We start from the raw sequence: 22,430 nt of genomic DNA, 5'->3' as shown, positions 1-22,430 counted from the left end.
CACATGTCGAGAACCGGCCTCTTGACGGGGGCGGGCCTGGCGGTGTTCGTCCTGGCCTACGCGTCGCTGATCCTCACCGGCAACACCGTGATCCGCCAGTCGGCCGATCCCGGCGCCACGGGCGTCTCCCTGTGGGCGGCGCTGCTGCCGCAGCTGGCCGCGGTGCTCCTCGCCATGCTCGTCGCGCCGCGCGCGGCCGTACCCCAGCCGCTGGTCGGCCTGCCGCGGCCGAGGCTGGTCAGGGAGACCTGGCTGCTGCTCGCGGCGGCGGTCGCCTTCCCCGTCGCGGTGGCGCTCGTCGGCCGAGGGCTGCTCTACCCCGTCGCCAAGATCACGATCCTGCTGGTCGTGCCGCTGGTCGGGTTCAGGCTGATCAGAGGGGACGGCCCCGCCGCCAGGTCCATCCCCAGGCCGGTGACGTGGCTGGCACCGCTGCCCGCCGTCGTCGCGTGGTTCCTGCTGGCGGAGGTCAGCCCGCTGTCGCCGCCGCTCACCCAGCAACTGCCCGATCCCGTCACGCTCGCCATCGGCTCGCTGATCACCCTGCTGACGGCGAGCGTGCTGGAGGAGTTCTTCTACCGGGCCTGGCTGCAGACAAGGCTGGAGGCCCTGTATGGCAGATGGCCCGCGATCCTCGCCTCGGCGCTGCTGTTCGCCGCGATGCACGTCAGCCACATCAACCCCGAGGCCATCGGCGTCGGCGTCGCCTCCGTCGTGGCGGCACAGGGCATGTTCGGCCTGATGCAGGGCTACCTGTGGGCGCGCTACCGCAACATCTGGGTGATCATCCTCACCCACACCATCGTCAACCTGGTCTACGTGGACATGTTGATCTAGCGCTCGAGCATGATGGGCTCATGCTGCTCGAACATCTGCGCAAGAGCCCGTCCGTCGATCCGACGGCCTACATCGCCCCCACCGCCACGCTCTGCGGGGACGTGCGCGTCGGACCGGGGTGCAGAGTGCTGTTCGGCGCGGTCCTCACCGCCGAGGGAGGGCCTGTCGAGCTGGGCGAGGGTTGCATCGTGATGGAGAACGCCGTGCTGCGCGGCACCCACCAGGCAGACGGTGGACGGCACGCCCGCCTGGACCCCCGGGGAGCGGCTCTCCCTCGAGCACGCGCTCGGCGCCTACACCTCGGGCGTGACCTACCAGGCGTTCGGCGAGCACGATCGCGGGACGCTGGAGGCCGGGAAGGCAGCCGACCTGGTGTGGCTGTCGGCCCGGCCGCCTTCGCCCGCCATCCCAACACCGCCAAGCTGTCTGCAGGAGGCCCGTCCCGAGCGGGCCATGCGGGCGTTCGAGCTCGGGCTGGACGCGATCATCCATGGTTTGGATGAACGTCTTAGACGTTTGTGCTAAATTCGGTGAATGGGAAAGAACCGAGAGGACCTGCTGGCCGGAGCGAAGCGCTGCCTGATCGAGAAGGGCTACACGCGCACCACCGCACGCGACATCGCCAACGCGGCGGGGGTGAGCCTGGCCGCGATCGGCTACCACTTCGGGTCGAAGGAGACGCTGCTCAACGAGGCGCTGTTCGAGTCGATGAAGGAGTGGGGCGACTCGCTGGAGGCCGCGCTGACCGGCGAGACGGACCAGGACGCGACGCCCATGGAACGCTTCGAGACGGTGTGGCGGCGCGTCATGGACACCTTCGAGGAGCTCAGGCCGCTGTGGGTGACGCAGTTCGAGATCGTCGGACAGATCGACCACCTGCCGGAGATGCGCGAGCACCTCGCGGCAGGGTTGCAGGCCGCCAGGTTCGGGCTCGCCGAGGTCTTCAGCCAGATCGACCCCGCGGCGGAACCCGAGCGGGCGCGCGTGCTCGGCTCCTTCTACCAGGCGATGCTGTCGGGACTGCTGATGCAGTGGCTCGTCGACCCGGCCAGCGCGCCGACGGCACGCGACGTGACCGAGGCGATGAGCCTGATCAGCCGCGGAACGTGATCAGCCGCGGAACGTGATCGGCGACGGAGTGTGATCAGAAGGCGCTTATGGTCGCCGGCGCGCGCTCTGCCCTGCTCAGCGCGCGGATCACGGCCGTCGGGCCATGCCGGTGGACGGCGAGCCGCGCCAGCAGATCGACCACCGGGCCGATGACGTCCTTCGGCAGCTCGGGCGTCGGAACGCCGACGCTGGCTGCCAGGTCGTCGGAGTGGACGACCAGCTCCACGAGCCTGGTGAGCAGGAAGTCGTCGAGGGTCAGCGACCACTGCGCCCACGGCATCCCGAGCGCCCTGTCGCCGGACTCGTCGCGAAGGGCCGCGACGAGCTGGTCGAGGTTGGCCTCGGTGCGGGCGACCAGCGCCTCGGGCCCCTCGGCGGCGGCGTCCTCGCCGCCGCGCCTGATGCTGATGTTGGACTCGTGCCCGAGGCCCGCGGTGACCCAGGCGGAGCGGGTGTAGTGCTCGTTGAGGGGGATGACCGCGTTCGTCACCTCGGCGCCCAGGGCGGCCTCGACCCTGAAGACCTGCTGGGCGAGGTGACCCGCCAGGCCCGCCACGCTGAACTCGGTGAGCGCGCTCGGCTTCCCCCAGGCCGCCGCCACCGCCGGGTCGCGCAGCAACGCGACCGCTGAGGCCGCTGCCGTCAGATACAGCTCCCTGATTTCAGCCACGCCGCGATCCTACTTGGGGGCTCCGACAAATCACCGGACGGCGCTGACGACGAGCGCGAGGGCGGCGATCAACCAGGCCGTCAAGTCCACCCGGAGGCGCGACCGCGACGCCGAGGGGCCCAGCCAGTTGCTGCTGGCCCTGCTCGCGCAGGACCGCCCCGATCCGGTCGCCGAGCTGCGCGTCGACCGGCCGGCAGTCCGCACCCGACTGGGCTAGGCGGTTTTGTCGTGGACGGCGGCTTGGGCGAAGGCGCTGACCCGGCTGATGGCGCCGGTGGTGCGCCAGACCAGCCCCCATTCGAACGGCGGAGCGTCGTCAAAGGGCACGTAGACGATATCGGGACGGGCGTAGTAGCGGACGGCCTGCGCGCCCACGACGAGCATCCCGGCGCCCGCCCCGACCAGGGCCAGTGCTTCCTGGACTGTTTCTGTGACCTGGCCCTGGCGGATGGGCATTCCTGAAGGGGTGGTCTGCGGCGCCCGGTCCAGACGCCAGTAGCCGGGCAGGGAGGTGGGCGGCTGCAGGAGGACGTCGCGGGCCAGGTCTTCCAGTGTCACCGAGGCGCGACCGCTGAAGGGGTGTCCGGCGTTGACCGCCAACATGCGCTGCTCGGTGAACAGGACGGGGCCGGTGATCAGGTCAGGCTCCCTGACAGGAAAGCAGACGATCGCCATGTCCACCTCCTCGGTGCGCAGCCGGTGCAGGAAGTCGGACATGTGCAGCTCGTGCAGACGGACCTGGCAGTCGGGATGGCGTCCACGGAACGCGGTGACGGCCTCCAGCGCCGCCTGGCCGGCTGCGGCACCGGCGAACCCGAGGTGCAGCAGGCCGCTGATCCCTCTGGCCGCCGCGATGGCCCGGTCCAGCCCAGCCTGGATCTGCGCGTGCGCCGGGGCCAGGTCGTCGTACAGCCTCCGCCCGATCGAAGTGAGGGCTACCCGACGGCTGGTCCGTTCGAACAGCGGGGCGCCGATTCGCCGCTCCAGCTTCTGGATGGTCTGGGTGACGTGCGAGCGCGACACCAGCAGCCGTTCCGCGGTGTGGCCGAAATGCAGCTCCTCGGCCAGGGCCAGGAATGCCTCGATCTCATGCCGTTCCAGAGCCACCCCTGCCTCTTTCTTCGTTCACCCTGACTGAACGATTGTTCCAGGCTGCGGCGTTGTTCGGTGATTCACCCTGAACCAGAGTGGATGGCGCGGGAAACACCCGCTGATCACCTGATAACAGGAGCTTGAGATGACTTACCTTCCCTTCACCCCGGACGACGCCGCTGTGCTGCTGATCGATCACCAGGTGGGAACGATCGGCTGGGTCGGATCGGTCGATCACGATGAGTTGCGGGCCAACACCGTCCGCCTGGCCAAGACGGTCAAGGCGCTGGGCATGCCGACCGTGCTGACCACCAGCATGGAGGACCAGGTTCAGGGGCCGCTGATCCCCGACCTCGAGCAGATCATGCCGGCGGAGTACTTCGCGCGGATCCAGCGCACCGGAGTGGTCAACGCGATGGCCGACCCCACCTTCGCCGCCGCCGTCAAGAACACCGGTCGCCGCCGGCTGATCGTCGCCGGTGTGACCACCGACGTGTGCGTGGTCTACCCGGTCCTCAGCGCGCTCGCCGACGGCTACGAGGTCCAGGTTGTCGTGGACGCCTCAGGGTCACTCAGCCCGGTCAGCGACGAGATGGCGCTGCGCCGCATGGAACGCGCCGGCGCCGTACTCAACACCACTCGCCCGCTGCTGGCCGAGCTCGCCGACAACTGGGTCGGCCCGGCCGGTCAAGCTGTCCTGGGCGTTCACGCCGAGCTTGAGGCGCAGCGCTGATCCATCTCGGGCGCGTGCTCGGCCGGAGCCTCGCACTCGGTCGAGTACGCGCTCGGAGGGCGAGCAGCGGATTGAGCGGCCCACACCGTCGTCTTTCGACAGGAGCGATGAAATGACGAAGATCCTGATGATCGGGCTGCACGCGAGCGCGGTGGACCTCAGCAGCCATCCGGGCCTGGATGAAGCGACGCTTGCCGCTCGGATCGAGCAGAGTTTCGCGGCTGTGCGGGCGGCCGGCTTCGACGCGGAGCCTTGCCTGGTCGATGCCGACCCGGACGCGGCTGAGAAGACCGTCCGCGACCGGCTGTCCGAAGGAACCTTCGGCGTGGCCATGATCGGAGGCGGTGTGCGAATGGCGCCCGAGCACACCCTCCTCTTCGAACGGCTGATCAACGTGCTGGTTTCTACCACGCCCGGAATCCGGTGCTGTTTCAACACCTCCCCGGAGACCACGATCGATGCCGTTCGCCGTTGGGTGCCGCAGCAGTCCCCCGGAGCCGGTACGAAGGCTTGACGCTGCCCCCGGGCCGTCCCCCCGGGCGTCCCGGGGCCGCAGGGTCGGGTCAGGTGGTGACGCGGGCCAGGACGATGCCGCCGACGATCAGCCCCAGTGCCGCCAGGCGTCCGACGCTCAACGGGTCGTCGTTCAGCACGATTCCCAGCGTGATCGCCCCCACCGCGCCGATTCCCGTGAACACCGCGTAAGCCGTACCGACAGGAAGCGTGTCCATCGCCTTGGACAGTAGCCACACCGCCGCTGACATCAGCACCAGGGAGATCACCGTCGGGATCGGACGGGTGAAGTTCTGGGTCGGTTTGATGCTCTGCGACCACGCCACCTCCACCAGCCCGGCCAGCGCGAGGATGGCCCAGTTCATCGTGCGGCCTCCTTCCGTGCCCGCTCCACCGACTCCACGTGCGCCTCGCGCAGGTGGGCGAGCCGGGGATCGATCAACGCGTTCACCAGTTCGGCGTTGATGAACGTCACGTCGGTGACCGCGAAGTGCCCTTCGAAGAAGTCCCGCAGGTACCGCTCCTGGTGGTCGACGGGCTCGCGAGGGGTCCCTGGGCCGTACGCGCCGCCGCGCGCGCTGGTCACCACGAACGAGCGCCCCTTGAGCGACATCTTCGGGAACGTGATCTGGTCGAGCCACGCCTTCAACGACGAGGGGATCGAGAAGTTGTACATCGGCGTGCCGATCAGGATCACGTCCGCCGCCACGACCTCGGCAAGCATCGGCTCCAGGATGTCCCACGCCTGCTTCTGCGCGGGTGTGCGCACGGCCTCCTCGTAGCGCCCGATGTCGGTGATCTCGTTCGCGAGCACGTAGTCGCACAGCTCCGTCCACGCCTCGCCGATGTGCGGCACGGGGGACGCGGCCAGGTCCCTGTACACGTAGCCGCCGTCGGGGTTGGCCGCGCGCCACGTGTCGGCGTAGATCTTCGACAGCTCGCGGGAGAAGGACGCTCGCCTGGCGCTCGCGTCCAGGTGCAACAGGTTCATGAAGGCTCCTCAGCTAAGTGGACAGTGTGTCCGCTTGCAAGCTACCCGATAAGCGGACACCATGTCCATATGGAACGAGCTGACGCCGCCCGCAACCGCGCGAGGATCCTGGAGGCCGCCGCAGACCTGTTCAGGACCAAGGGCGCGCCGAACGTCACCATGGACGACATCGCGAAGGCGGCCGGCGTCGGCAGGGGCACCCTCTACCGCCGCTACCCGGACCGGGCGTCGATCGCGGTGGCGCTGCTCGACGAGCACGAGCGCGCCCTGCAGGAGAAGCTGATCCGCGGCGAACCGCCGCTCGGCCCGGGCGCCCCCGCCCCCGAACGGCTGGCCGCCTTCTACGCGGCCATGGTCGACCTGCTGGAGGAGCACGCCCCGCTGATCCTCGGGGCCGAGGTGGGCCGCTCCCGCTTCGAGACCGGCGCGTACGGGTTCTGGCGCGTCCACGTGCGGTCGCTGCTGGGTGAGGTGCCGGAGGCTGACGCGCTCGTCGACGCGCTCCTCGCCCCACTGGCGCCCGACGTCTACACCTACCAGCGGGAGGTCAGGGGGCTCACGCCCGCCCAGATCGCCGCGGGGCTCACCAGGCTGGCGGGGGCACTGGGCTGAGACGGCACGACTCCCATCGGCCCGGCCGAGCCGGGCGGGATCGGGGCGGCAGGGGGTCGGCCGGCGGTGGATGGCTTGCCGTACGAGGACGAACGGCCGTGGAGCGTGTCAGCCGAACAGCGCGGAGACCGACTCGCCCTCGTGGATGCGGCGCATCGCCTCGGCGAGCGCGGGCGCGATCGACAGCACCCGCAGCTTGCCGTCGGGCTTCACCTCGGGGATGGGCACGGTGTTCGTGCAGACGATCTCCAGCACGTCGGGCTGGTCGCTGAGGCGCTCGACCGCACCCGACGAGAACAGGCCGTGCGTGCAGGCGATCCTGATCGAGTTGACCTCGCGCTCGCGCAGCCGGTCGAGGAGCTCGATCACGGTGGTGCCGCGGGCGATCTCGTCGTCGAGCACGATGATGTCCTTGCCCCTGACGTCGCCGATCACCGAGCTGATCGTCACCTTGTCGTCGCTGAAGCGCTGCTTGGCGCCCATCGCCACCTCGATGCCCAGCATCCTGGCGAAGGCGGCGGCCTCCTTGGCGTTGCCCAGGTCGGGGGAGACGACGACGGCGTTGGCCAGGTCGTGGCCCCGGAAGTGCGCGGCCAGCTCGCGCAGCGCGTGCAGGTGGTCGACCGGGACGCTGAAGAAGCCGTGCACCTGCGGCGAGTGCAGGGTCATGGCGAGCACCCTGTCCGCTCCCGCGGCGACCAGGAGGTCGGCGACGAGCCTGCCGCCGATGGAGATGCGCGGGGCGTCCTTCTTGTCCGAGCGGGCGTAGGCGTAGTGCGGCATCACGACGGTGGTACGGGCCGCCGACGCGCCGCGGGCGGCGTCGATCATGAGGAGCAGCTCGACGAGATGCTCCTGCACGGGCGGCACGAGGGGCTGGATGAGGAAGACGTCACGTTCGCGGCAGTTGGCCTGTAGCTGCACTCCGAGGCAGTCGTTGGCGAACCGGTGAAGTCGGACGGGGTGGAGGGGGGTGCCGAGGTGGGCGCAGATCTCCGCGGCCAGCTCGGGGTGGGCGCTGCCGCTGAAAACAGTGATGTCTCGCACGTCAGGCCACCCTATCGGGGCAGTCTCCGCAGCGCCTCGTCGGTCAGCCTGTACACGGTCCACTCGTCCATCGGGATCGCGCCGATCGACTTGTAGAAGGCGATGGTGGGCTCGTTCCAGTCGAGGACCGACCATTCAAGGCGGTGGTAGCCGCGCTCGACGCAGAGCCTGGCCAGCTCGGCCATCAGCGCCTTGCCGTGGCCGCCGCCTCTGGCCTCGGGGCGGACGTACAGGTCCTCCATGTAGACGCCGTGGGTGCCGCGCCAGGTGGAGAAGTTCAGGAACCACAGCGCGTAGCCGACCACGCGGCCGTCCTGTTCGGCCACGTGCGCGTGCAGCGCCGGTTCTGGCCCGAAGAGGGCGTTTTCGAGCTGCTCGTGCGTGACGCGCACTTCGTGGAGCGACTTCTCGTAGTCGGCGAGTTCGCGAATCATGTCGATGATGGCAGGAACGTCATGAATGGTGGCTGTACGAATCACGCGCGCAGCCTACCCGCAGGCGTGTTAGCGTCACCGCTCGTGACGGAGCACATCTACGTCGGCAACGCCACCGTGGACGCCATCGGTGACCGTGGGTGGTTGCTGGGGCACTTCAGACCCCAAGGCGAGGTACGGCACAGCGAGGACGTCGAGATCAAATGGGGCGTCCATCCCAAGGGTGACGAGCGCGCGCAGTGGGTGCGCGGCGAGAAGCGCACGGCCCTGCTGGTGCTCATCAGCGGCAGGTTCAGGATGGAGTTCCCCGGCCGCAGCGTCGTGCTCGACCGGCAGGGCGACTACGTCGTATGGGGCGTCGGGGTCGACCACTCCTGGGTGGCGGAGGAGGAGTCGGTGGTCATCACGGTCCGCTGGCCCTCGGTCTCCGGCTACGCCGTCACCTGAATCTCACGCGTTCATGCGATGTGCTTGACCCTCCATGGGGCAAACATGAGCATATGGGGATCATTTCGCGCGGTTTCCGTGGCCGACCCAGAGACGACCAGGGCCGCCTGCCGCCCGGCCAGTACCAGGTTCACGACTTTCCCGTCCTCTCCGCGGGGCCGACGCCGCGGATCCCGCTGGACCAGTGGGAGTTCGCCATCGACACCGAGACCGGGCGGACCCACCGGTGGACGTGGCAGGAGCTGATGGCGCTGCCGCAGGAGACCCCCACGGTCGACATCCACTGCGTCACCAAGTGGTCGAAGTTCGACACGAGCTGGCAGGGCGTCTCCCTCGACGTGCTCTTCGAGGACGTGGAGACCGAGGCGGAGTACGCGCTGATCTACTCCTACGGCGGCTACACCACCAACCTGCCGCTCGAGGACCTGCTCGACGGCAAGGCGTGGATCGCGCACCGCTTCGACGGCGAGGAACTGGAGCCCAGGCACGGCGGTCCAGCCCGGCTGGTCGTCCCGCACCTGTACTTCTGGAAGTCCGCCAAGTGGGTGCGCGGCATCAGGCTCATGAACGAGGACTGGCCAGGCTTCTGGGAGACGGCCGGGTACCACAACTACGGCGACCCGTGGCGTGAGCAGCGCTACGAGGGTGATTAGGTGGCGGCGCGCGCGGCTGGCCGCCGCGCGCGAGGAGACCCCGACCGCGCGCACGCTGGTCTTCGACGTGGAGGACTGGCCAGGTCACCTGGCGGGCCAGCACGTCGACGTACGGCTGACCGCCCCCGACGGCTACACGGCCCAGCGCAGCTACTCCCTCGCCACGCCTGAAGGCGTCGAGCTCACCGTGGAGGGGCTGCCCGACGGCGAGGTCTCGCCGTACCTCGTGGGGGAGTTGGCCGTCGGCGACGAGATCGAGCTGCGCGGACCCGTGGGCGGCTGGTTCGTGTGGCGCCCTGCCCCCACTCCGGTGCTGCTGGTGGCGGGCGGCTCGGGAATCGTGCCGCTGATGGCGATGATCAGGGCCCGCCGTACGGCAGGCAGCACGGCCCCCTTCCACCTGGTCTACTCCGTCCGGACCCCGGCCGACCGCTACTACGGCGACGAGCTGGACCGGCCCGATCCAGGGCTCAGCGTCACCCCCCTGTACACCCGGGTCGAGCCGCGCCGCAGGATCGGCAAGGACGACCTGCCGGAGCCGGGTCCCGACGTGTTCGTGTGCGGGCCGACCGGCTTCGTCGAGGCCGTCGCCGACCTGCTGCTCGATCGCGGCCACGACCCAGGACGGATCAGGACCGAGCGCTTTGGAGGCTGACATGCACCTCGACGGCAACGCCCTCGCGGGACCCCTGGGGGAGATCTTCGCCGTGGACATCACCGCCGCCGTCGGCCGATGCGCCAACTGCGGCATGAAGGGGCCCGTCGCCACGCTGCGGGTCTACGACGCGGGCCCCGGCCTCGTCGCCCGCTGCCCCCGGTGCGAGGAGGTGGTGCTGCGCCTGGTCAGAGGGCCTCAGGAGGCGTGGCTCGACCTGCGGGGGACGGTGTCGCTGCGGATCCCGCTCCAGTAGTACTCCAGCACGTCCACCTCGAAGCCCTCGGGGAAGCGCTCCACGAACTCCCTGGCCTTCGTGCCGCCGTGGCGTTCGTAGAAGGCGATGGCGGTGGTGTTCCGCTTCAGGACCTCCAGGTAGAGCTCCTGCGTTCCCGCGCGGTCGAGCGCGTGACGCAGGAGGACGCCGCCGACTCCGGAGCGCTTGAGTCCAGGGTCGACATGGAGGTTGTCCAGCAGGATCCTGTCGCCCTTGGGTGTCAGGTAGGCGAACCCCGCCATGCCGTCGCCGTTGTCGGCGATCAGCAGATGCCCGGGGTCGCCGCCGGTCAGCCTGTGCCGCCACAGGGCGGCCTGCTCGTCGGCGAGCGAGCCGTTCAGGTAGTCGTCGGGGATGATCCCGGCATAGGCGGTCCGCCAGCTCCTGGTGTGCAACGCGGCGATCGCCTCGGCGTCGGCCGCCGTGCCCTGTCTGATGTCCACCAGAGAATTGTCCTGGCTCGCCCCGCATGCCGGCGACCGCCGTGCACTCGCCGCCCATGGAGCCGGCCGAGAACCGGACACGAGCGATCACTTCACCCGAAAAGAGAGCGGACAATTTTTGGACTTGACGCGCAATGGAAATGATTGCGGCCGGAAACAGGGCTTCTGGTGTTCTCGTCGAGAAGGCGGTTACGATGCGGTGACTCTGGCCAACCATCCGTGAGGGATAACCATGGCGGCGGAATCGGAGAACGGATCCATTCGGCGCATGGACGACGTGGCCCGCGCCATTGTCGCCGAGGTCGCCCCCAAAGAGGCGGAATACTTTCCGGCCGTCGCCCGCGCCACTCGGAGAAATCCGCGAAGGGCTTTCCGCGGTGGCGGTGACGACCTTCTCGGTTTCTCGCTCGCCGATGCGGTAACGCTCATGACCCCCATCGTGATGACCGTCCTCACCGGCGCGGTGACCAACACGCTCACCCAGGCCGTCGAACACACCTCGAAGCAGGTCTCCGAGCGTCTCTGGGACAAGCTGTTCGCGCCGCGTCCCGCGCCCATCGCCGACTCCGAGACCGTCGTTCCCGTCTTCGAGCCCGCCCAGGCCAAGGAGACCGCGCAGGCGGTGGAGGACATCGCGCTCGCGCTGGGCGTGGACAAGGCCACCGCGCTGCGCCTGCGCCAGGCGACCTACGGGCATCTGTCGGGCGAGAGGTGACCGCGGCGGGCGAGACGGTGTCAGGTCGCCGGCTGAACCCGTTCGTGCTGCCGTCGTCGACGACGTCCCGCTTCCTCATCCTGATCGCCGCGACATTCGCCGGCTGCCTCTACCTCGACCTGTTCATGGTCGAGGTCTGGCTTCGTGTCGCCTACATTCCTGAGCACGTACGGCACGCGGAGTGCCTGTCCTCGCTGCGTTCCGGCGCGCGCTCGGTCGAGCCGACCCTGCTCGTCGACAGGTACGGCGAGTGCACCGCAGGAGTGACCGCGGGCGAGGCCCTCTTTGTGATCGTGCCGCTCCTCGTCCCCGCGCTGCTCGCCCTGTCGCTCTACGCACTTCACCCGCTGTGGGCGCTCCGTCGTGGCCCGATGGCCCTGGCGGAGGTGAGCGGCAGCGATGCCCACGCGGACCTGGTGCGCAGGTTCACCGCCATTGTCGAGGAGGAGGTTCCGGGCAAGAACGTCCGGCTGCTGGTGGACTCGGGGAGGGGAGAAGTCACGGGGCGCGCCTTCGGCTTGCCGCGACACCACGCGGTGGTGGTGAGCATGGGGCTCGTCATCGCCCAAGCCACGACGCCTGCCGTCGCCGAAGCGGTCCTTCGTCACGAGTTGGCGCACATTCGCAACCGCGACGTCGGCATCGCGCATTTCACGGTGGCGATCTGGTGGTCATTCCTGCTGGCGGCCTGCGTGCCGGCGCTGGTCGCCACCGCGATCTGGATTCCGAGCGGGCTGCCTCTCCAGTGCGCCAGGCTGGCGGTGATCATCCTGGTGCTGTGGCTGGCCAGGACCGCGGTGCTGCGTGCCCGCGAGCACCACGCGGACGTCAGGGCGGGCGACACCGTAGAACGGGCGGAAGCCATGGCCGAGGCGATCGAGGCCGCCTCGTCGAACCGGCGGTACTGGGGGCCGTTCCGCTTCTTCAGCAGCCATCCCGGCCGGCGGTACCGCATGGCCGTACTGAACGAGCCCGGCAGGCTCCTCCGCCTGGACCAGTGGGAGCTGTTCAGCGCGGGGACGCTGGCGGGCCTGGGCATGGCGCCGATCTATGACGTGTACTGGCGGCTCGACACCGAGGCGATGGTGAGCGACGCCCTCCTCGTGCCCGGGCTCATGCTCGGGCTGCTCATCTCCGGCGTCATCGTCGTGGCCGTCTGGAGGGCGAACACCGAGTCGCTCGCGGGGCAGGGTCCGAGGACGAGTCTGTGGTTGGCCGCGGCCGTCTTCACCACAGGCGTCATCGCAGGCGAGTACGTGACGATGGTCCGTGGGGAACTGTGGATCTGGACCTTCGCCTACGTGAACCCGCTGCTCGGACTCGTCTACTGCCTCGTGCTCCTGCTGATCATCCTGGCCTTCCTGGCCTGGGCCAGGGCCTGTTCCTCGGCATGGCTGGCCATCTCCGCCCGTCCCCGCCTGACCACCATGGCGGCGGTGGCGGTCTCCGCGCTGGTGATCGGTCCGTGGCTGGGCTTCTGGTTCCGCGGCGTCATGCTCATCATCCAGGCAGGCGGCACGTGGGACCTGCTGGCGGTGACGTTGGTGGCCATGGCCAGGCACTCCCCTCTCGTGCTCACCATCGCGCTGGCCTGCGGCTACCTCCTTGCGGCAGGGACGCGCGGGCGACCCGTTCCAGGGCGGAGCCTGCGCCTCCACCTCGACGGCGCCCCGCCCGTCCCGCTCCGGCGCTTCCACACCCACCTCGCTCGCGCCGCGGCGCCACCGGCCGTGGCCTGCGTCCTCATGGCGGCAGGCGGTTTCGCGCTGCACCCCATGCTCACGGCGGGAAGCAGGCAGCAGGGGACGGGGCAGTTCCTGGCCGCCGTCTACGTGACCATGGGCGTGGCCGTGGGCCTGCTCGTGCTCGCCGCGCTGGTGACCGGGATCGTGGCCGGCGGACGTGGCATGGGCTCATGGGCCGTGGCCCACGCGGGCCTCGTGCTCCTGGGCGCGGCGGTTCCGATGGCCTTGGTGATCCTCGTCCACGTCGCCGTCGCGGAATGCGGGTGGGCGCGGGCGGGCGCCTGCCTCGGGCAGGGCGCACCGCTGGCGTCGACGATCGGCAACTACTCCACGCTGACGTATGCCTACGCGATCTACGCCGCTCTCGTGCTCGCCGGGTGCGGCAGCCTCCTGCGCGCGAGGAAACCACCGCGGATCCCCGAACCCCGCCGGGGCGCCCGCCGCGCGATCGTGGCGGCCGCGACCGCCACGGCGACGCTCGCCGTGGTCGCCGGCGGATACGGCATCCTCCGCAACTGGCAACTGACTCTCGGCTACACCCCCGCGCGCATGACCTGGCAGACGTCTGTCGTCGAGGCCGCCAACCAGCCGATCAAGCCGGGTTCCGTCCAGGGACTCGACTCCTGCCGCTACGCGAGAGGCGTGTTCGCGAGCCCCGAGGCACGGGACGCGCTGAACACCGACCAGCGCTACTTCATGCTGGCGGCCCAGCTCGTCAACCGCGTCGCCTCCTCCGACGACCCCGCGCTGCAGGCGATGGCCAAGGCAGGGTTCGTCTGGTTCGGCCGAGGGCGGCCGGACATGGTCACCAAGGTGGTCGTCAGGGTGTTGCACTACTGCACGCTGGTCGGCGGCGAGCACCAGGTGAATTTCTGAGCGCGCTAGGCCAGGCACGCCCAGACGCCCGACCGCAGGCCCGTGTTGAACGCGCCGATCCGCTCGGCGGCGCTGCCGTGATCCGCCGGGTTCGTCCACGGGGTGTCGCCCGACAGCCCCCGTAGCGTCGCCGCGATCTCCTGGCTGTCGCCCTTCTCCCAGACCAGCGTGCCGTCCCTCGACGCCCCGGCGAGTGCCGCCGCACCCATGCAGTCGGCCTGCAGCTCGATCTGCCGCGCCAGATGCCTGTACGGCATGCGGTTCTGGACGGCGTGGCTCCACTCGTGCGAGATGACCTGGTAGACGAGGCCGTCGCCGTAGGAGTAGCTCATTCTCATGAGGTTGATGTCCCAGGCGATGAAGTCCTGGGTCATGCAGTAAGAGGCGTTGTACGGCTGCATCTTGTAGCCCGAACACGCCGGCCGGTTGGCGCTGCGCCCGTCGTACGCGCCCACGACCCGCGGTGGCCGGTATTTCCCTGGGAAGTAATCCGACCAGTGATCTGACCAGAACCGATTGACCGCGTAGACGGCCGTCCTTATGTCCTGCTGGAGTTCATCCGCTTTCAGGGTCGCCGCGGCTCCTTTGGCTCCTCCTCCGACCCACGCGACGATGAGAATGGCGACCACGGCCAGCCGTAAACGCGATGACATGGAGCCCCCAATTTCGCGGGTTTGTGCGCTGCCCGGCAGGCCCCGAACGATAAGCGAGCCAATTCACCGCGAATAGTCACCGCTACGGAGATACAACCGTCGCCCTCGCGAAACGAGGGCGACGGCGAAAAGGAGAAATTACGCAGCGGTGCCGAAAGGGTTGTCGATGACGTATCGCCAGAGGCCGTCGGGGCCGCGTCTGGCGACGTCGGTCGCGGTGCCCTCCATGTGAACATCCCTGCCGTCGGGCGTGGTGCCGTGGATCGTCCAGTCGACGATGAGGAGCGCGATGTCGTCGGCGACGTAGACGTGGCGGGGACGGGCCTGGATCGGGAGTCCCAGGCTGAGGAGGTATTCGGTGGCGGCGGCGCGGGCCTGGCCGGTCATCGGCCGGCCGGGCGCGGGGACGAGGACGGCGACGTCCTCGTAGGCCTGCTCGACGGCGTTCACGTCGCCGGTGTTGAAGGCGGCGACGTAGACCTCGTGATGCCGCGCCGGATCGTCGGTGAGCGTCACGCGAGAATCCGCAGAGTCATGATTCATTGTCATGACAAAAAGATCATAACATTTTCATCCGGACTCATGCGTGGATACGCGGTCAGATCCAGCCGTCTAGCGAGGTCATGAAGCCGTCGAGGTCGTCGCGGTGGACGCAGTGCCCCGTGTTCGCCACGAACGTGACCTGGTAGCCGAGCTCCTCCAGCTGCCTGCCGTACTCCCTGGAGACCAGGAAGCTCGGGTCGGCGGCCTGGACCAGCGACGGGACCGCGGGAGGCTTGAGGTCGAGGTCGCCGAAGGCGCCGACGCCCTCCATCACCTTCAGGTCCCAGGCGGCGAAGCCTTCCAGCTCGGCGGCCACGTCCTCGGGCGCCCAGCGCGGGTTCGCCTGGGCGATCTGCTCGGCCGTCGCGGTCTTGGTGGCGTGGGCGAACCCGGCCATCATCTCCACGTCGGCCTTCGCGCCCGACAGCAGCCACGCGGGATCGCTGTAGACGGCCCTGGCCGGGCGGAGCTCGTCGACGGCGAGCGCGAGCGTGCGGCCGCCGAGCGAGTGGCCGATCACGATGTCGGCGCCGGCCGGGAGCGACTCCACCACGTCCGCGGCGAAGTCCTCGCCGCGATAGGAGCCCGCGTGCGCGCTGTCCCCATGGCCGCGCAGGTCGGGGGCCAGGACGTGGTAGCCGCGCTCGACCAGGAGTGGAGCGACGCGGCACCAGGTGCCGGCCGAGGACATGACGCCGTGGACGAGGATGGCGAGCTTGCCGGCTCCGGCCGGCCCCCACTCGTGGACCTTCAACTGCATGGCTTCCCTCCGATGGTCGAGGTTATACGTATAAGCAGATGTGTATCACGCCCTCCTGAGACTTCCAACACTTCAAATCCTGAAAGTTTGCAGATCCTGAAATTTCTTCTCTATGGTTGATGTTGTGATGATCGTGGACAGCAGTGGCGAGCTCGGTCGGCGCGACAGGAAGAAGCTCGAAACCCGCGCGGCGCTTGAGCGCGCCGCTCTCACGCTCGTCGCCGAACGCGGACTGGCCGGCGTCACCGTCGAGGACATCGCCGAGGCGGTGGACGTCTCCTCCCGCACGTTCTTCAACTACTTCCCCTCCAAGGAAGACGCGCTCCTCGGCAGTGACCCGGCCGTGGAAGCCGAGCTGCGCGAGAGCCTGGCCGCCGCACCCCCCGGCGTACCCGTCCTTCAGGCCCTGCGCACGGTCCTGCTCGCCGAGGCCGAGCGCGTCCAGGGGCACCGCGAGCAGTGGCTGCTCAGGTTGAAGGTGTTCGAGCAGAACCCGTCGCTGCTGCCGCGCCTGCTCGCGATGGGAGCGGAGGCCGAACGCGGCCTCGCCGCGGTCGTCGCCGAGAGGATCGGTGACCACCCGGCCGCCGCGGGCTATCCGGAGCTCGTCATCGCCGTGGCGCTGACCGCCTTCCGGGTGGCCATGCTGCGCTGGAGCTCCGCCGACGGCGAGCTCGCGGACCTGGTCGACGAGGCGTTCGCCCAGGTCGCCGCCGGCCTGCCCGACCCCACCCCATGAACCACCCAGGACGTCGAGAAACCGAGGAAGCATGACGACCACCAGCGCGCAGCCCGAGGCCGCGCCCCCGACCACCTCCCGCCGAAAGGTCCTGCAAGCGTTGTCCGGGCTGATGGTGGGCATGTTCGTGTCCATCCTGGCCTCGACCGTCGTGGCGAACGCCCTCCCGCGCATCATCACCGACCTGCACGGCTCGCAGACCGTCTACACCTGGATCGTCACCGCGGAGCTGCTGGCCATGACGGCGACCGTGCCGCTGTGGGGCAAGATGGCCGACCTCTACAGCAAGAAGCTGCTGATCCAGCTGTCGCTCGGGCTGTTCGTGGTCGGCTCGCTGATCGCCGGCCTCACGCCGAACGTCGAGATCCTCATCGTCAGCCGCGTCGTGCAGGGCGTCGGCGCGGGCGGCATGAGCGCGCTTTCCATGATCGTGATGGCGGCCATGATCCCGCCGCGCGAGCTCGGCCGCTACGCCGGCATCTTCGGCGCCGTGTTCGGCGTCGGCACCGTCGCGGGGCCGCTCATCGGCGGCCTGCTCGTCGACACCTCGTGGCTCGGCTGGCGCTGGTGCTTCCTGATCGGCGTGCCGTTCACGATCGTCGCCATCGTCCTGCTCCAGCGCACGCTCCACCTGCCGGTGGTGCGCAAGGAGGTCAAGGTCGACTTCCTGGGCGCCTTCCTGATCACGCTCGGCGTCTGCACGCTGCTGGTGTGGTCGTCGCTGGCGGGCAACCAGTTCCCGTGGGCCTCCTGGTGGACGGCCGGGCTCGTGGCCGGGGGCGTCGCCGTGCTCGCGCTTGCCGTCTGGGTGGAGTCGAGGGCCGCCGAGCCGATCATCCCGCTGTCGCTGTTCAGGAACCGCACGGTCGCCCTGGCCACCATCGCGAGCGTGCTGGTCGGCGTCGCGATGTTCGGCGGCACGGTGTTCCTGTCGCAGTACTTCCAAGTGGCGCTCGGCAAGTCGCCGACCGTCGCCGGCCTGATGAGCCTGCCCATGGTGTTCGGCCTGCTGGTCTCCTCGACCGTCGCGGGCCAGCTCATCACCAAGTGGGGCAGGTGGAAGGGCTTCCTCGTGGCCGGAGGGGTCGTCATGCTCGCCGGCATGGGCCTGCTCTCCACCATCGACGGCCGGACCAGCACGCTGCTGCTGTCGGTCTACATGGCGGTGCTCGGCATCGGCGTCGGCATGCTGATGCAGAACCTGGTGCTCGCCGCGCAGAACGACGTGCCCGCCCACGACCTCGGCGCCACCACCTCCGCGCTGACCTTCTTCCGCAGCATGGGCGGCGCGGTCGGCGTCAGCGCCCTCGGCGCGGTGCTGGCCAACCGCATCACCACGCTGATGACGGAGAAGCTCGGCCCGCTGGCCGCCGGCGGCGGCGCGGGAGGCGAGGGCCAGTCCGTCCCCGACATCTCCAAGCTGCCCGCCCCCGTGGTCCGCGTCATCCAGGACGTGTACGCCACGGCCACCGCCGACCTGTTCCTCATCGGCGTGCCGCTGACCGCGCTCGCCCTGCTGTCGGTGCTCTTCATCAAGGAGAAGCCGCTCAACACCCTCTCGGGAGAGGAGAGATTGGCACGGGAGCGTGCCGCCGCGGACCACTGATAGATCGCTATGGTGGAGGTCACGGAGCACGGTCGATCCGGCGGGAGATGACATGAGCGAATCCGTGACGTTGCCGCTCCACATGCGCAGGGCCGGGTTCGACCCGGCCCCCGAACTGTCCGCGCTGCGCGACGACGAGGGTGTGCGGAAGGTCAGCACACCCTTCGGCATCGACGCCTGGATGGTCACCCGGTTCACCGACGTCCGCGAGGTGCTGGGCGACTCCGCGCGGTTCAGCAACGCCAGGACGGCGAGCTTCCGCCCGCAAGGGCAGATCGAGCTGAGCGACGAGCAGATCGCCGCTATGCGGGCGGGCAACCTGCTCTCCTTCGACCCGCCCGAGCACACCAGGCTGCGGCGCATGCTGACGCCCGAGTTCACCGTCCGCAGGATGCGCAGGCTGGAGCCCCGCGTCACCGACATCGTCGACCAGCACCTCGACGCCATGGAGCGACGCGGCTCGCCCGCCGACCTCGTCACGGACTTCGCGCTGCCTGTTCCCTCGCTGGTGATCTGCGAGCTGCTCGGCGTGCCGTACGCCGACAGGGCCGACTTCCAGCGGCGCACCAACGGGATGCTCGACCTGTCGGCGCCCATCGAGGAACGGGTGGCGCTGCAGCTCGAGTCCCGCGCCTACATGGCCGACCTCGTCGCCAAGACGCAGGCCGACCCCGGCGAGGAACTGCTCGGCATGCTGGTGCGCGAGCACGGCGACGACCTGACGACCGACGAGCTGATCGGCATCGGCGGGCTGCTCCTGCTGGCCGGCCACGAGACCACCTCCAACATGCTGTCGCTCGGCACGCTCGCGCTGCTGCGCCACCCCGACCAGCTGGAACTGCTCAGGAAGGAACCGTCGCGGATCGACGCGGCCGTGGAGGAGCTGCTGCGCTGGCTCAGCATCGTCCACTCGGGGACGGCCAAGCTGACCACCACCGAGGTCGAGCTGGCCGGGCAGCGCATCCCCGCGGGAGAGCTGGTGATGTGCGTGCTGCCGTCCGCGAACAGGGACCCCGAGCTGCTCTCCGACCCCGACCGGTTCGACATCGAGCGCGGCGCGCCGGGGCACGTCGCCTTCGGCCACGGGGTGCACCACTGCCTGGGGGCGCCGCTGGCGCGCATGGAGCTGCGGATCGCGTTCCCCGCCCTCTTCCGGCGCTTCCCAGGGCTGCGGGAGGCCGGCGCGCCCGCCGACTTCCGCTCGTTCCACGTGGTGTACGGCCTGCGCACCCTCGAGGTCGCCTGGTGACCCGCTGACCATCGCGGGGTCCTCGCGCACGCGCCGGGCATGAGGCGCGGGGCCGGTCCTCGCCGCCGGATCCGCCCCGCTCCTCAATCGGTACGTCCCGACCGAAAGATGACCAAGAGTGTTAGATTGTCGGGGCCATTGAGACTCGTGTGACTTGGGAGGGGTAGCTCCCGTGGCGGGGTTCGACATCTACTTCGACGCACTCGAGGAGTGCGCGGGCAGGGCCAACGGCGTCGAGAAACAGTTCAAGGCCATGGCCGACGAGGCTCCTGACAGTGCGGCCGGCTCTCTGTTCGGTTCCATGAAGGACGACGTCTCGGGGGAGGACGTCTCGGGGAAGCTCACCCAGGCCGTCAAGGACCTTGAGGCGAAGATCAAAACCGAGACGCGCCACGCCGAGAACAACCTGGACAAGGTCGAGGTGGCCGTCCACAAGGTCATCGAGAACGTCCGCAAGGCCGACCTCCCCGTCGTCCCCCGGACGGAGCAAGCGTGACGGACTGGGACAGCTATCTCAGCGACATCCAGCGGATCATCGACGAGCTGAGCGGCAACCAGGGGGAGATCTCGAAGATCTCGACGCGCTGGCGGGCGCTGGCCGCGAACGTCACCACGGAGATCGGAGCTCTCAAACGCGCCGTCAAAACGGTGGACGACGCGTGGAACGGCAGCGCCGCCGAAAACTTTGCCACTCACATGGCCAAGTACCCCGCGTCCGGTACGTCGCTGAGCACCGCCCTGACCAGCTGCGCCGGCAAGCTCGACGCCGCGGGGACCGCTCTGGCAACCGCCAAGGGCGAGGTCCAGGCCATCTACCGCGAGAAGCGCGCCTGGCTGGACAAGCAGGGCAACGACCCGGACACGACGACGACCTCGATGGACAGTATCTGGGCGGAGGTGAAGGACGGCGTCGACCAAGCCAAGGGGTGGAAGGGCCGGGCGGTCGAGGCGGTCAACAAGGCGACCGACGAGATCGACAAGCACCTCCGCGACGTACGGTTCTTCACCGCCATCACCGCCCCAGGCGATCACGATTTCGTGCCAGCGAAGGGAGCGGGCTGGGTCCCCGACCCCGACTTCCGGCCCCGCACCGGCACAACCCAGCTGGCGTCCTACAACGGGAACGGCGCGCAGTCCGGAGCCAACGGGTACGGCGCTCCGACCGGCGGCAACGGCGGTGGCGGTGGCGGTGGCGGTGGCGGCAAACCCTCGCTCGCCGTGCCACCGAACGCCCACAGCCTCGCCCCCAACCCCCGCGCGCAGGCCGTCGTCGACTACGCCCTCAAGCAGCTCGGCGACCCGTACGTCTGGGGTGCGACAGGACCCAACTCGTTCGACTGCTCAGGGCTGACGCTGCGCGCCTACCAGTCGGCGGGGACGAACATCCCCCGCGTCGCCCATGACCAGTGGTTGCGTGGACCGCGTATCCCCGACGGAAACGTGCAGGCCGGAGACCTCATCTTCTTCGACAACAACGGAGACGGCACGGCCGACCACGTGGGTATCGTGCTCGACCCCGAGAAGAAGACGATGATCCACGCCCCCAACTCGCACTCGGTGGTCCGCATCGAGAGCTACGCCACCTACCCAGGCCGCCTGGGCATGACCCGGCCGGGAATGGGCTGACGGGCATGGCCACCGCCCGCCTTCTCTACCTGACCCGGCACGGTGAGGCTTCGCCGGACGAGAGCGGGCTGACGGAGAACGGCCGTCGCCCTGTCGACCGGTGGACCGGATTCCCACCCGAACTGCGCATCTAAGGACACTTTTGACCGAACCCTCCTATCTGCACGCCACGCGGATGGGCTACGACACCATCGCCGCCGACTACGCCGAGCACTTCAGCGATGAGCTCGCCGCCAAGCCATGGGACCGAGCGTTGCTCGCGGCGTTCGCCGAGATCGTGCGGAAGGACGGCGGAGGGCCGGTCGCCGACCTCGGGTGCGGTCCGGGCCGGGTGACGGCACACCTGGACGCGCTCGGCTTGACGGTCTTCGGCGTGGACCTGTCGCCTGCGATGGTCGCGGTGGCCCGCAGGACGTTTCCCGGCCTGCGGTTCGACGAGGGTTCGATGACGGACCTGGACCTGCCCGACGGCGCCCTCGGTGGCATCGTCGCCTGGTACTCCATCATCAACACCCCGCCTGAGCAGCTCCCCGCGCTGTTCGCCGAGTTGCACCGGGTGCTGGAACCGGGCGGTCGCCTGCTGCTCGCCTTCCAGGTCGGCGCCCAGCCGCCGCGCATGACCGAGTGGCTGGGCCACGCGGTGACGCTCGACTTCTACTGGCAGTCGCCGGACCTGGTGGAAGAGCGGTTGAGCGAGGTGGGGCTGGTCGTCGAAGCGCGGTTGGTGCGCGAGCCCGACGGGACGGAGAAGGTCAAGCGGGCCTACCTCCTGGCCCGCAGGACGGGCCGGGCGAGTGCCTGATCCGTCCGGTGCGCGGCCCGCGGGGCCCTCCCGCAGGCGTACGCGGGCGATCTAGCGTGGACCCGTGAGTGAGCGAACGGCCGGCACGGGCCGGGTGGTGGTGCTGGTCCTGCCGGAGGTGAACCTGCTGGACCTCGGCGGTCCCGTGCAGGTCTTCGACGCCGCGGCGCATCTGGGCGCCGGATACCGGCTCGAGTTCGTGTCCGACGCCGAGGAGACGATGTCGGCGAAGGGACTCCGGCTGGCCGGATGCGGCGGCCTGCCGCCCACCGCGTCGGGCGACCTGGTGCTGGTACCGGGCTACCGGCTGAGGGCTCCGCAGCCGGGCGAGCCGTTCGTTCCCGACACGGTGACGCGGTGGCTGCGTACCGATCGCGGGGTCGAGTCTTTCCGGCGCCGCCTGGCCCTGGCGTTCGACCGCGCTCCTCGCCGCCGCCCTGGTCGCCTCCTCCGGAGTCGGCGTGCTCGTCGCGTCCGTGCCGCGCCTGCTCGGCCGTTCAGGCGCGGCTTGGAGACGTTCTCGATGACCTGAGGGCGGGCGGGGCCGCGTCCGTGCGACGGGGCCTGGGCCGGGATCGCGGCGATACTATACACCGAACCAA

31 protein-coding genes are annotated in these 22,430 nt (G+C 69.4%); 21 read left to right on the top strand and 10 right to left on the bottom strand.

Going from position 1 to position 22,430, the window contains the following annotated elements; genetic code table 11:
- The first annotated feature begins 3 nt into the window (after window positions 1–3).
- The 3 genes from AB0B45_RS41330 to AB0B45_RS41320 all read left to right on the top strand — a co-directional run bounded on the left by AB0B45_RS41330 (window position 4) and on the right by AB0B45_RS41320 (window position 1,947).
- Window positions 4–837: a CPBP family intramembrane glutamic endopeptidase gene (locus tag AB0B45_RS41330; protein WP_358142795.1), complete on the top strand. Its 834-nt coding sequence runs from the start codon at window positions 4–6 to the stop codon at window positions 835–837.
- 231 nt (window positions 838–1,068) lie between these two features.
- Entirely contained in the window at window positions 1,069–1,362 is a 294-nt protein-coding gene (locus tag AB0B45_RS41325; protein ID WP_358142793.1) for an amidohydrolase family protein, read from the top strand.
- A 9-nt stretch (window positions 1,363–1,371) separates the two neighbouring features.
- Entirely contained in the window at window positions 1,372–1,947 is a 576-nt protein-coding gene (locus tag AB0B45_RS41320; protein ID WP_358142791.1) for a TetR/AcrR family transcriptional regulator, read from the top strand.
- Window positions 1,948–1,981: 34 nt separating this feature from the next.
- Here the strand turns inward: AB0B45_RS41320 and AB0B45_RS41315 are convergent, their stop codons facing one another.
- Window positions 1,982–2,617: a maleylpyruvate isomerase N-terminal domain-containing protein gene (locus AB0B45_RS41315; protein WP_358142789.1), complete on the bottom strand. Its 636-nt coding sequence runs from the start codon at window positions 2,615–2,617 to the stop codon at window positions 1,982–1,984.
- 13 nt (window positions 2,618–2,630) lie between these two features.
- Here AB0B45_RS41315 and AB0B45_RS41310 point away from each other — a divergent pair, with 13 nt between their 5' ends.
- Window positions 2,631–2,834 (top strand): hypothetical protein, encoded by a 204-nt coding sequence (locus AB0B45_RS41310; RefSeq protein ID WP_358142787.1) that lies wholly within the window; start codon window positions 2,631–2,633, stop codon window positions 2,832–2,834.
- On the opposite strand, the gene AB0B45_RS41305 is transcribed toward AB0B45_RS41310, so the two are convergent.
- Window positions 2,831–3,724, bottom strand: a complete 894-nt coding sequence (locus AB0B45_RS41305) for a LysR family transcriptional regulator (RefSeq protein ID WP_358142785.1) — start codon at window positions 3,722–3,724, stop codon at window positions 2,831–2,833. The genes AB0B45_RS41310 and AB0B45_RS41305 overlap by 4 nt on opposite strands.
- A 130-nt stretch (window positions 3,725–3,854) precedes the next feature.
- On the opposite strand from AB0B45_RS41305, the gene AB0B45_RS41300 reads away from it, so the two are divergent.
- Together AB0B45_RS41300 and AB0B45_RS41295 are read left to right on the top strand one after the other, a co-directional pair.
- Complete coding sequence (locus AB0B45_RS41300; protein ID WP_358142783.1) at window positions 3,855–4,442, top strand: isochorismatase family protein; 588 nt, start codon at window positions 3,855–3,857, stop codon at window positions 4,440–4,442.
- Window positions 4,443–4,554: 112 nt separating this feature from the next.
- Complete coding sequence (locus AB0B45_RS41295; RefSeq protein ID WP_358142781.1) at window positions 4,555–4,956, top strand: hypothetical protein; 402 nt, start codon at window positions 4,555–4,557, stop codon at window positions 4,954–4,956.
- 49 nt (window positions 4,957–5,005) lie between these two features.
- On the opposite strand, the gene AB0B45_RS41290 is transcribed toward AB0B45_RS41295, so the two are convergent.
- Complete coding sequence (locus AB0B45_RS41290; RefSeq protein WP_358142779.1) at window positions 5,006–5,320, bottom strand: multidrug efflux SMR transporter; 315 nt, start codon at window positions 5,318–5,320, stop codon at window positions 5,006–5,008.
- Window positions 5,317–5,946, bottom strand: coding sequence for an NAD(P)H-dependent oxidoreductase (locus tag AB0B45_RS41285; protein ID WP_358142777.1), 630 nt, complete (start codon window positions 5,944–5,946; stop codon window positions 5,317–5,319). Before AB0B45_RS41285 ends, AB0B45_RS41290 begins: the two co-directional genes overlap by 4 nt.
- Before the next feature lie 69 nt (window positions 5,947–6,015).
- Between AB0B45_RS41285 and AB0B45_RS41280 the strand changes: the two genes are divergently transcribed.
- A complete protein-coding gene (locus AB0B45_RS41280; RefSeq protein WP_358142775.1) occupies window positions 6,016–6,558 on the top strand; it encodes a helix-turn-helix domain-containing protein in 543 nt (180 codons plus the stop codon).
- A gap of 108 nt (window positions 6,559–6,666) precedes the next feature.
- Here AB0B45_RS41280 and AB0B45_RS41275 read toward each other — a convergent pair whose 3' ends face one another.
- Together AB0B45_RS41275 and AB0B45_RS41270 are read right to left on the bottom strand one after the other, a co-directional pair.
- Complete coding sequence (locus tag AB0B45_RS41275; protein ID WP_358142773.1) at window positions 6,667–7,605, bottom strand: ribose-phosphate pyrophosphokinase; 939 nt, start codon at window positions 7,603–7,605, stop codon at window positions 6,667–6,669.
- Window positions 7,606–7,616: 11 nt separating this feature from the next.
- Entirely contained in the window at window positions 7,617–8,084 is a 468-nt protein-coding gene (locus AB0B45_RS41270) for a GNAT family N-acetyltransferase (protein ID WP_358142771.1), read from the bottom strand.
- Window positions 8,085–8,123: 39 nt separating this feature from the next.
- Between AB0B45_RS41270 and AB0B45_RS41265 the strand changes: the two genes are divergently transcribed.
- The 4 genes from AB0B45_RS41265 to AB0B45_RS41250 are packed head-to-tail and all read left to right on the top strand — an operon-like array spanning window position 8,124 to window position 10,050.
- Window positions 8,124–8,486, top strand: a complete 363-nt coding sequence (locus AB0B45_RS41265) for a signal peptidase I (protein WP_358142769.1) — start codon at window positions 8,124–8,126, stop codon at window positions 8,484–8,486.
- A 53-nt stretch (window positions 8,487–8,539) separates the two neighbouring features.
- Window positions 8,540–9,139 (top strand): sulfite oxidase-like oxidoreductase, encoded by a 600-nt coding sequence (locus AB0B45_RS41260; RefSeq protein WP_358142767.1) that lies wholly within the window; start codon window positions 8,540–8,542, stop codon window positions 9,137–9,139.
- Complete coding sequence (locus AB0B45_RS41255) at window positions 9,132–9,794, top strand: ferredoxin reductase (RefSeq protein ID WP_358142765.1); 663 nt, start codon at window positions 9,132–9,134, stop codon at window positions 9,792–9,794. The genes AB0B45_RS41260 and AB0B45_RS41255 overlap by 8 nt, the downstream gene beginning before the upstream one ends.
- Window position 9,795: 1 nt before the next feature.
- Window positions 9,796–10,050 (top strand): DUF6510 family protein, encoded by a 255-nt coding sequence (locus AB0B45_RS41250; RefSeq protein WP_358142763.1) that lies wholly within the window; start codon window positions 9,796–9,798, stop codon window positions 10,048–10,050.
- Here the strand turns inward: AB0B45_RS41250 and AB0B45_RS41245 are convergent.
- Window positions 9,993–10,514, bottom strand: coding sequence for a GNAT family N-acetyltransferase (locus tag AB0B45_RS41245; RefSeq protein WP_358142761.1), 522 nt, complete (start codon window positions 10,512–10,514; stop codon window positions 9,993–9,995). The two genes, AB0B45_RS41250 and AB0B45_RS41245, sit on opposite strands and share 58 nt — an antisense overlap.
- A 427-nt stretch (window positions 10,515–10,941) precedes the next feature.
- Here AB0B45_RS41245 and AB0B45_RS41240 point away from each other — a divergent pair, with 427 nt between their 5' ends.
- Both AB0B45_RS41240 and AB0B45_RS41235 read left to right on the top strand, forming a co-directional pair.
- A complete protein-coding gene (locus AB0B45_RS41240) occupies window positions 10,942–11,229 on the top strand; it encodes a hypothetical protein (RefSeq protein WP_358142760.1) in 288 nt (95 codons plus the stop codon).
- Complete coding sequence (locus tag AB0B45_RS41235) at window positions 11,226–13,850, top strand: M48 family metalloprotease (protein WP_358142758.1); 2,625 nt, start codon at window positions 11,226–11,228, stop codon at window positions 13,848–13,850. The genes AB0B45_RS41240 and AB0B45_RS41235 overlap by 4 nt, the downstream gene beginning before the upstream one ends.
- Window positions 13,851–13,855: 5 nt before the next feature.
- On the opposite strand, the gene AB0B45_RS41230 is transcribed toward AB0B45_RS41235, so the two are convergent.
- The 3 genes from AB0B45_RS41230 to AB0B45_RS41220 all read right to left on the bottom strand — a co-directional run bounded on the left by AB0B45_RS41230 (window position 13,856) and on the right by AB0B45_RS41220 (window position 15,806).
- Entirely contained in the window at window positions 13,856–14,503 is a 648-nt protein-coding gene (locus AB0B45_RS41230; protein WP_358142756.1) for a hypothetical protein, read from the bottom strand.
- Window positions 14,504–14,641: 138 nt separating this feature from the next.
- Complete coding sequence (locus tag AB0B45_RS41225) at window positions 14,642–15,019, bottom strand: nuclear transport factor 2 family protein (protein WP_358142755.1); 378 nt, start codon at window positions 15,017–15,019, stop codon at window positions 14,642–14,644.
- Between the two features lie 82 nt (window positions 15,020–15,101).
- Window positions 15,102–15,806 carry an alpha/beta fold hydrolase gene (locus AB0B45_RS41220; protein WP_358142754.1) on the bottom strand — a complete coding sequence of 235 codons (705 nt, stop codon included), beginning with the start codon at window positions 15,804–15,806 and terminating at the stop codon, window positions 15,102–15,104.
- Between the two features lie 127 nt (window positions 15,807–15,933).
- Between AB0B45_RS41220 and AB0B45_RS41215 the strand changes: the two genes are divergently transcribed.
- The 8 genes from AB0B45_RS41215 (at window position 15,934) to AB0B45_RS41180 (ending at window position 22,360) form a co-directional block, all read left to right on the top strand.
- A complete protein-coding gene (locus AB0B45_RS41215) occupies window positions 15,934–16,545 on the top strand; it encodes a TetR family transcriptional regulator (protein WP_358142906.1) in 612 nt (203 codons plus the stop codon).
- A gap of 31 nt (window positions 16,546–16,576) precedes the next feature.
- On the top strand, window positions 16,577–18,151 hold the full coding sequence (locus AB0B45_RS41210) for an MDR family MFS transporter (RefSeq protein WP_358142752.1): 1,575 nt from the start codon (window positions 16,577–16,579) through the stop codon (window positions 18,149–18,151).
- A 52-nt stretch (window positions 18,152–18,203) separates the two neighbouring features.
- Window positions 18,204–19,400 (top strand): cytochrome P450, encoded by a 1,197-nt coding sequence (locus AB0B45_RS41205; RefSeq protein WP_358142751.1) that lies wholly within the window; start codon window positions 18,204–18,206, stop codon window positions 19,398–19,400.
- Between the two features lie 172 nt (window positions 19,401–19,572).
- Window positions 19,573–19,896 (top strand): hypothetical protein, encoded by a 324-nt coding sequence (locus tag AB0B45_RS41200; RefSeq protein ID WP_358142749.1) that lies wholly within the window; start codon window positions 19,573–19,575, stop codon window positions 19,894–19,896.
- A complete protein-coding gene (locus tag AB0B45_RS41195; RefSeq protein WP_358142748.1) occupies window positions 19,893–21,026 on the top strand; it encodes an NlpC/P60 family protein in 1,134 nt (377 codons plus the stop codon). The genes AB0B45_RS41200 and AB0B45_RS41195 overlap by 4 nt, the downstream gene beginning before the upstream one ends.
- A gap of 5 nt (window positions 21,027–21,031) precedes the next feature.
- Window positions 21,032–21,160: a hypothetical protein gene (locus tag AB0B45_RS41190; protein WP_358142746.1), complete on the top strand. Its 129-nt coding sequence runs from the start codon at window positions 21,032–21,034 to the stop codon at window positions 21,158–21,160.
- Between the two features lie 8 nt (window positions 21,161–21,168).
- Window positions 21,169–21,828 (top strand): class I SAM-dependent methyltransferase, encoded by a 660-nt coding sequence (locus AB0B45_RS41185; RefSeq protein ID WP_358142745.1) that lies wholly within the window; start codon window positions 21,169–21,171, stop codon window positions 21,826–21,828.
- A 64-nt stretch (window positions 21,829–21,892) separates the two neighbouring features.
- Window positions 21,893–22,360, top strand: coding sequence for a hypothetical protein (locus AB0B45_RS41180; protein ID WP_358142743.1), 468 nt, complete (start codon window positions 21,893–21,895; stop codon window positions 22,358–22,360).
- Window positions 22,361–22,430 lie beyond the last annotated feature (70 nt).

It is taken from the genome of Nonomuraea sp. NPDC049152 (genome assembly GCF_040648355.1).
Classification (GTDB): Bacteria; Actinomycetota; Actinomycetes; order Streptosporangiales; family Streptosporangiaceae; genus Nonomuraea.
This window is presented reverse-complemented; position numbering and strand designations above follow the sequence as displayed.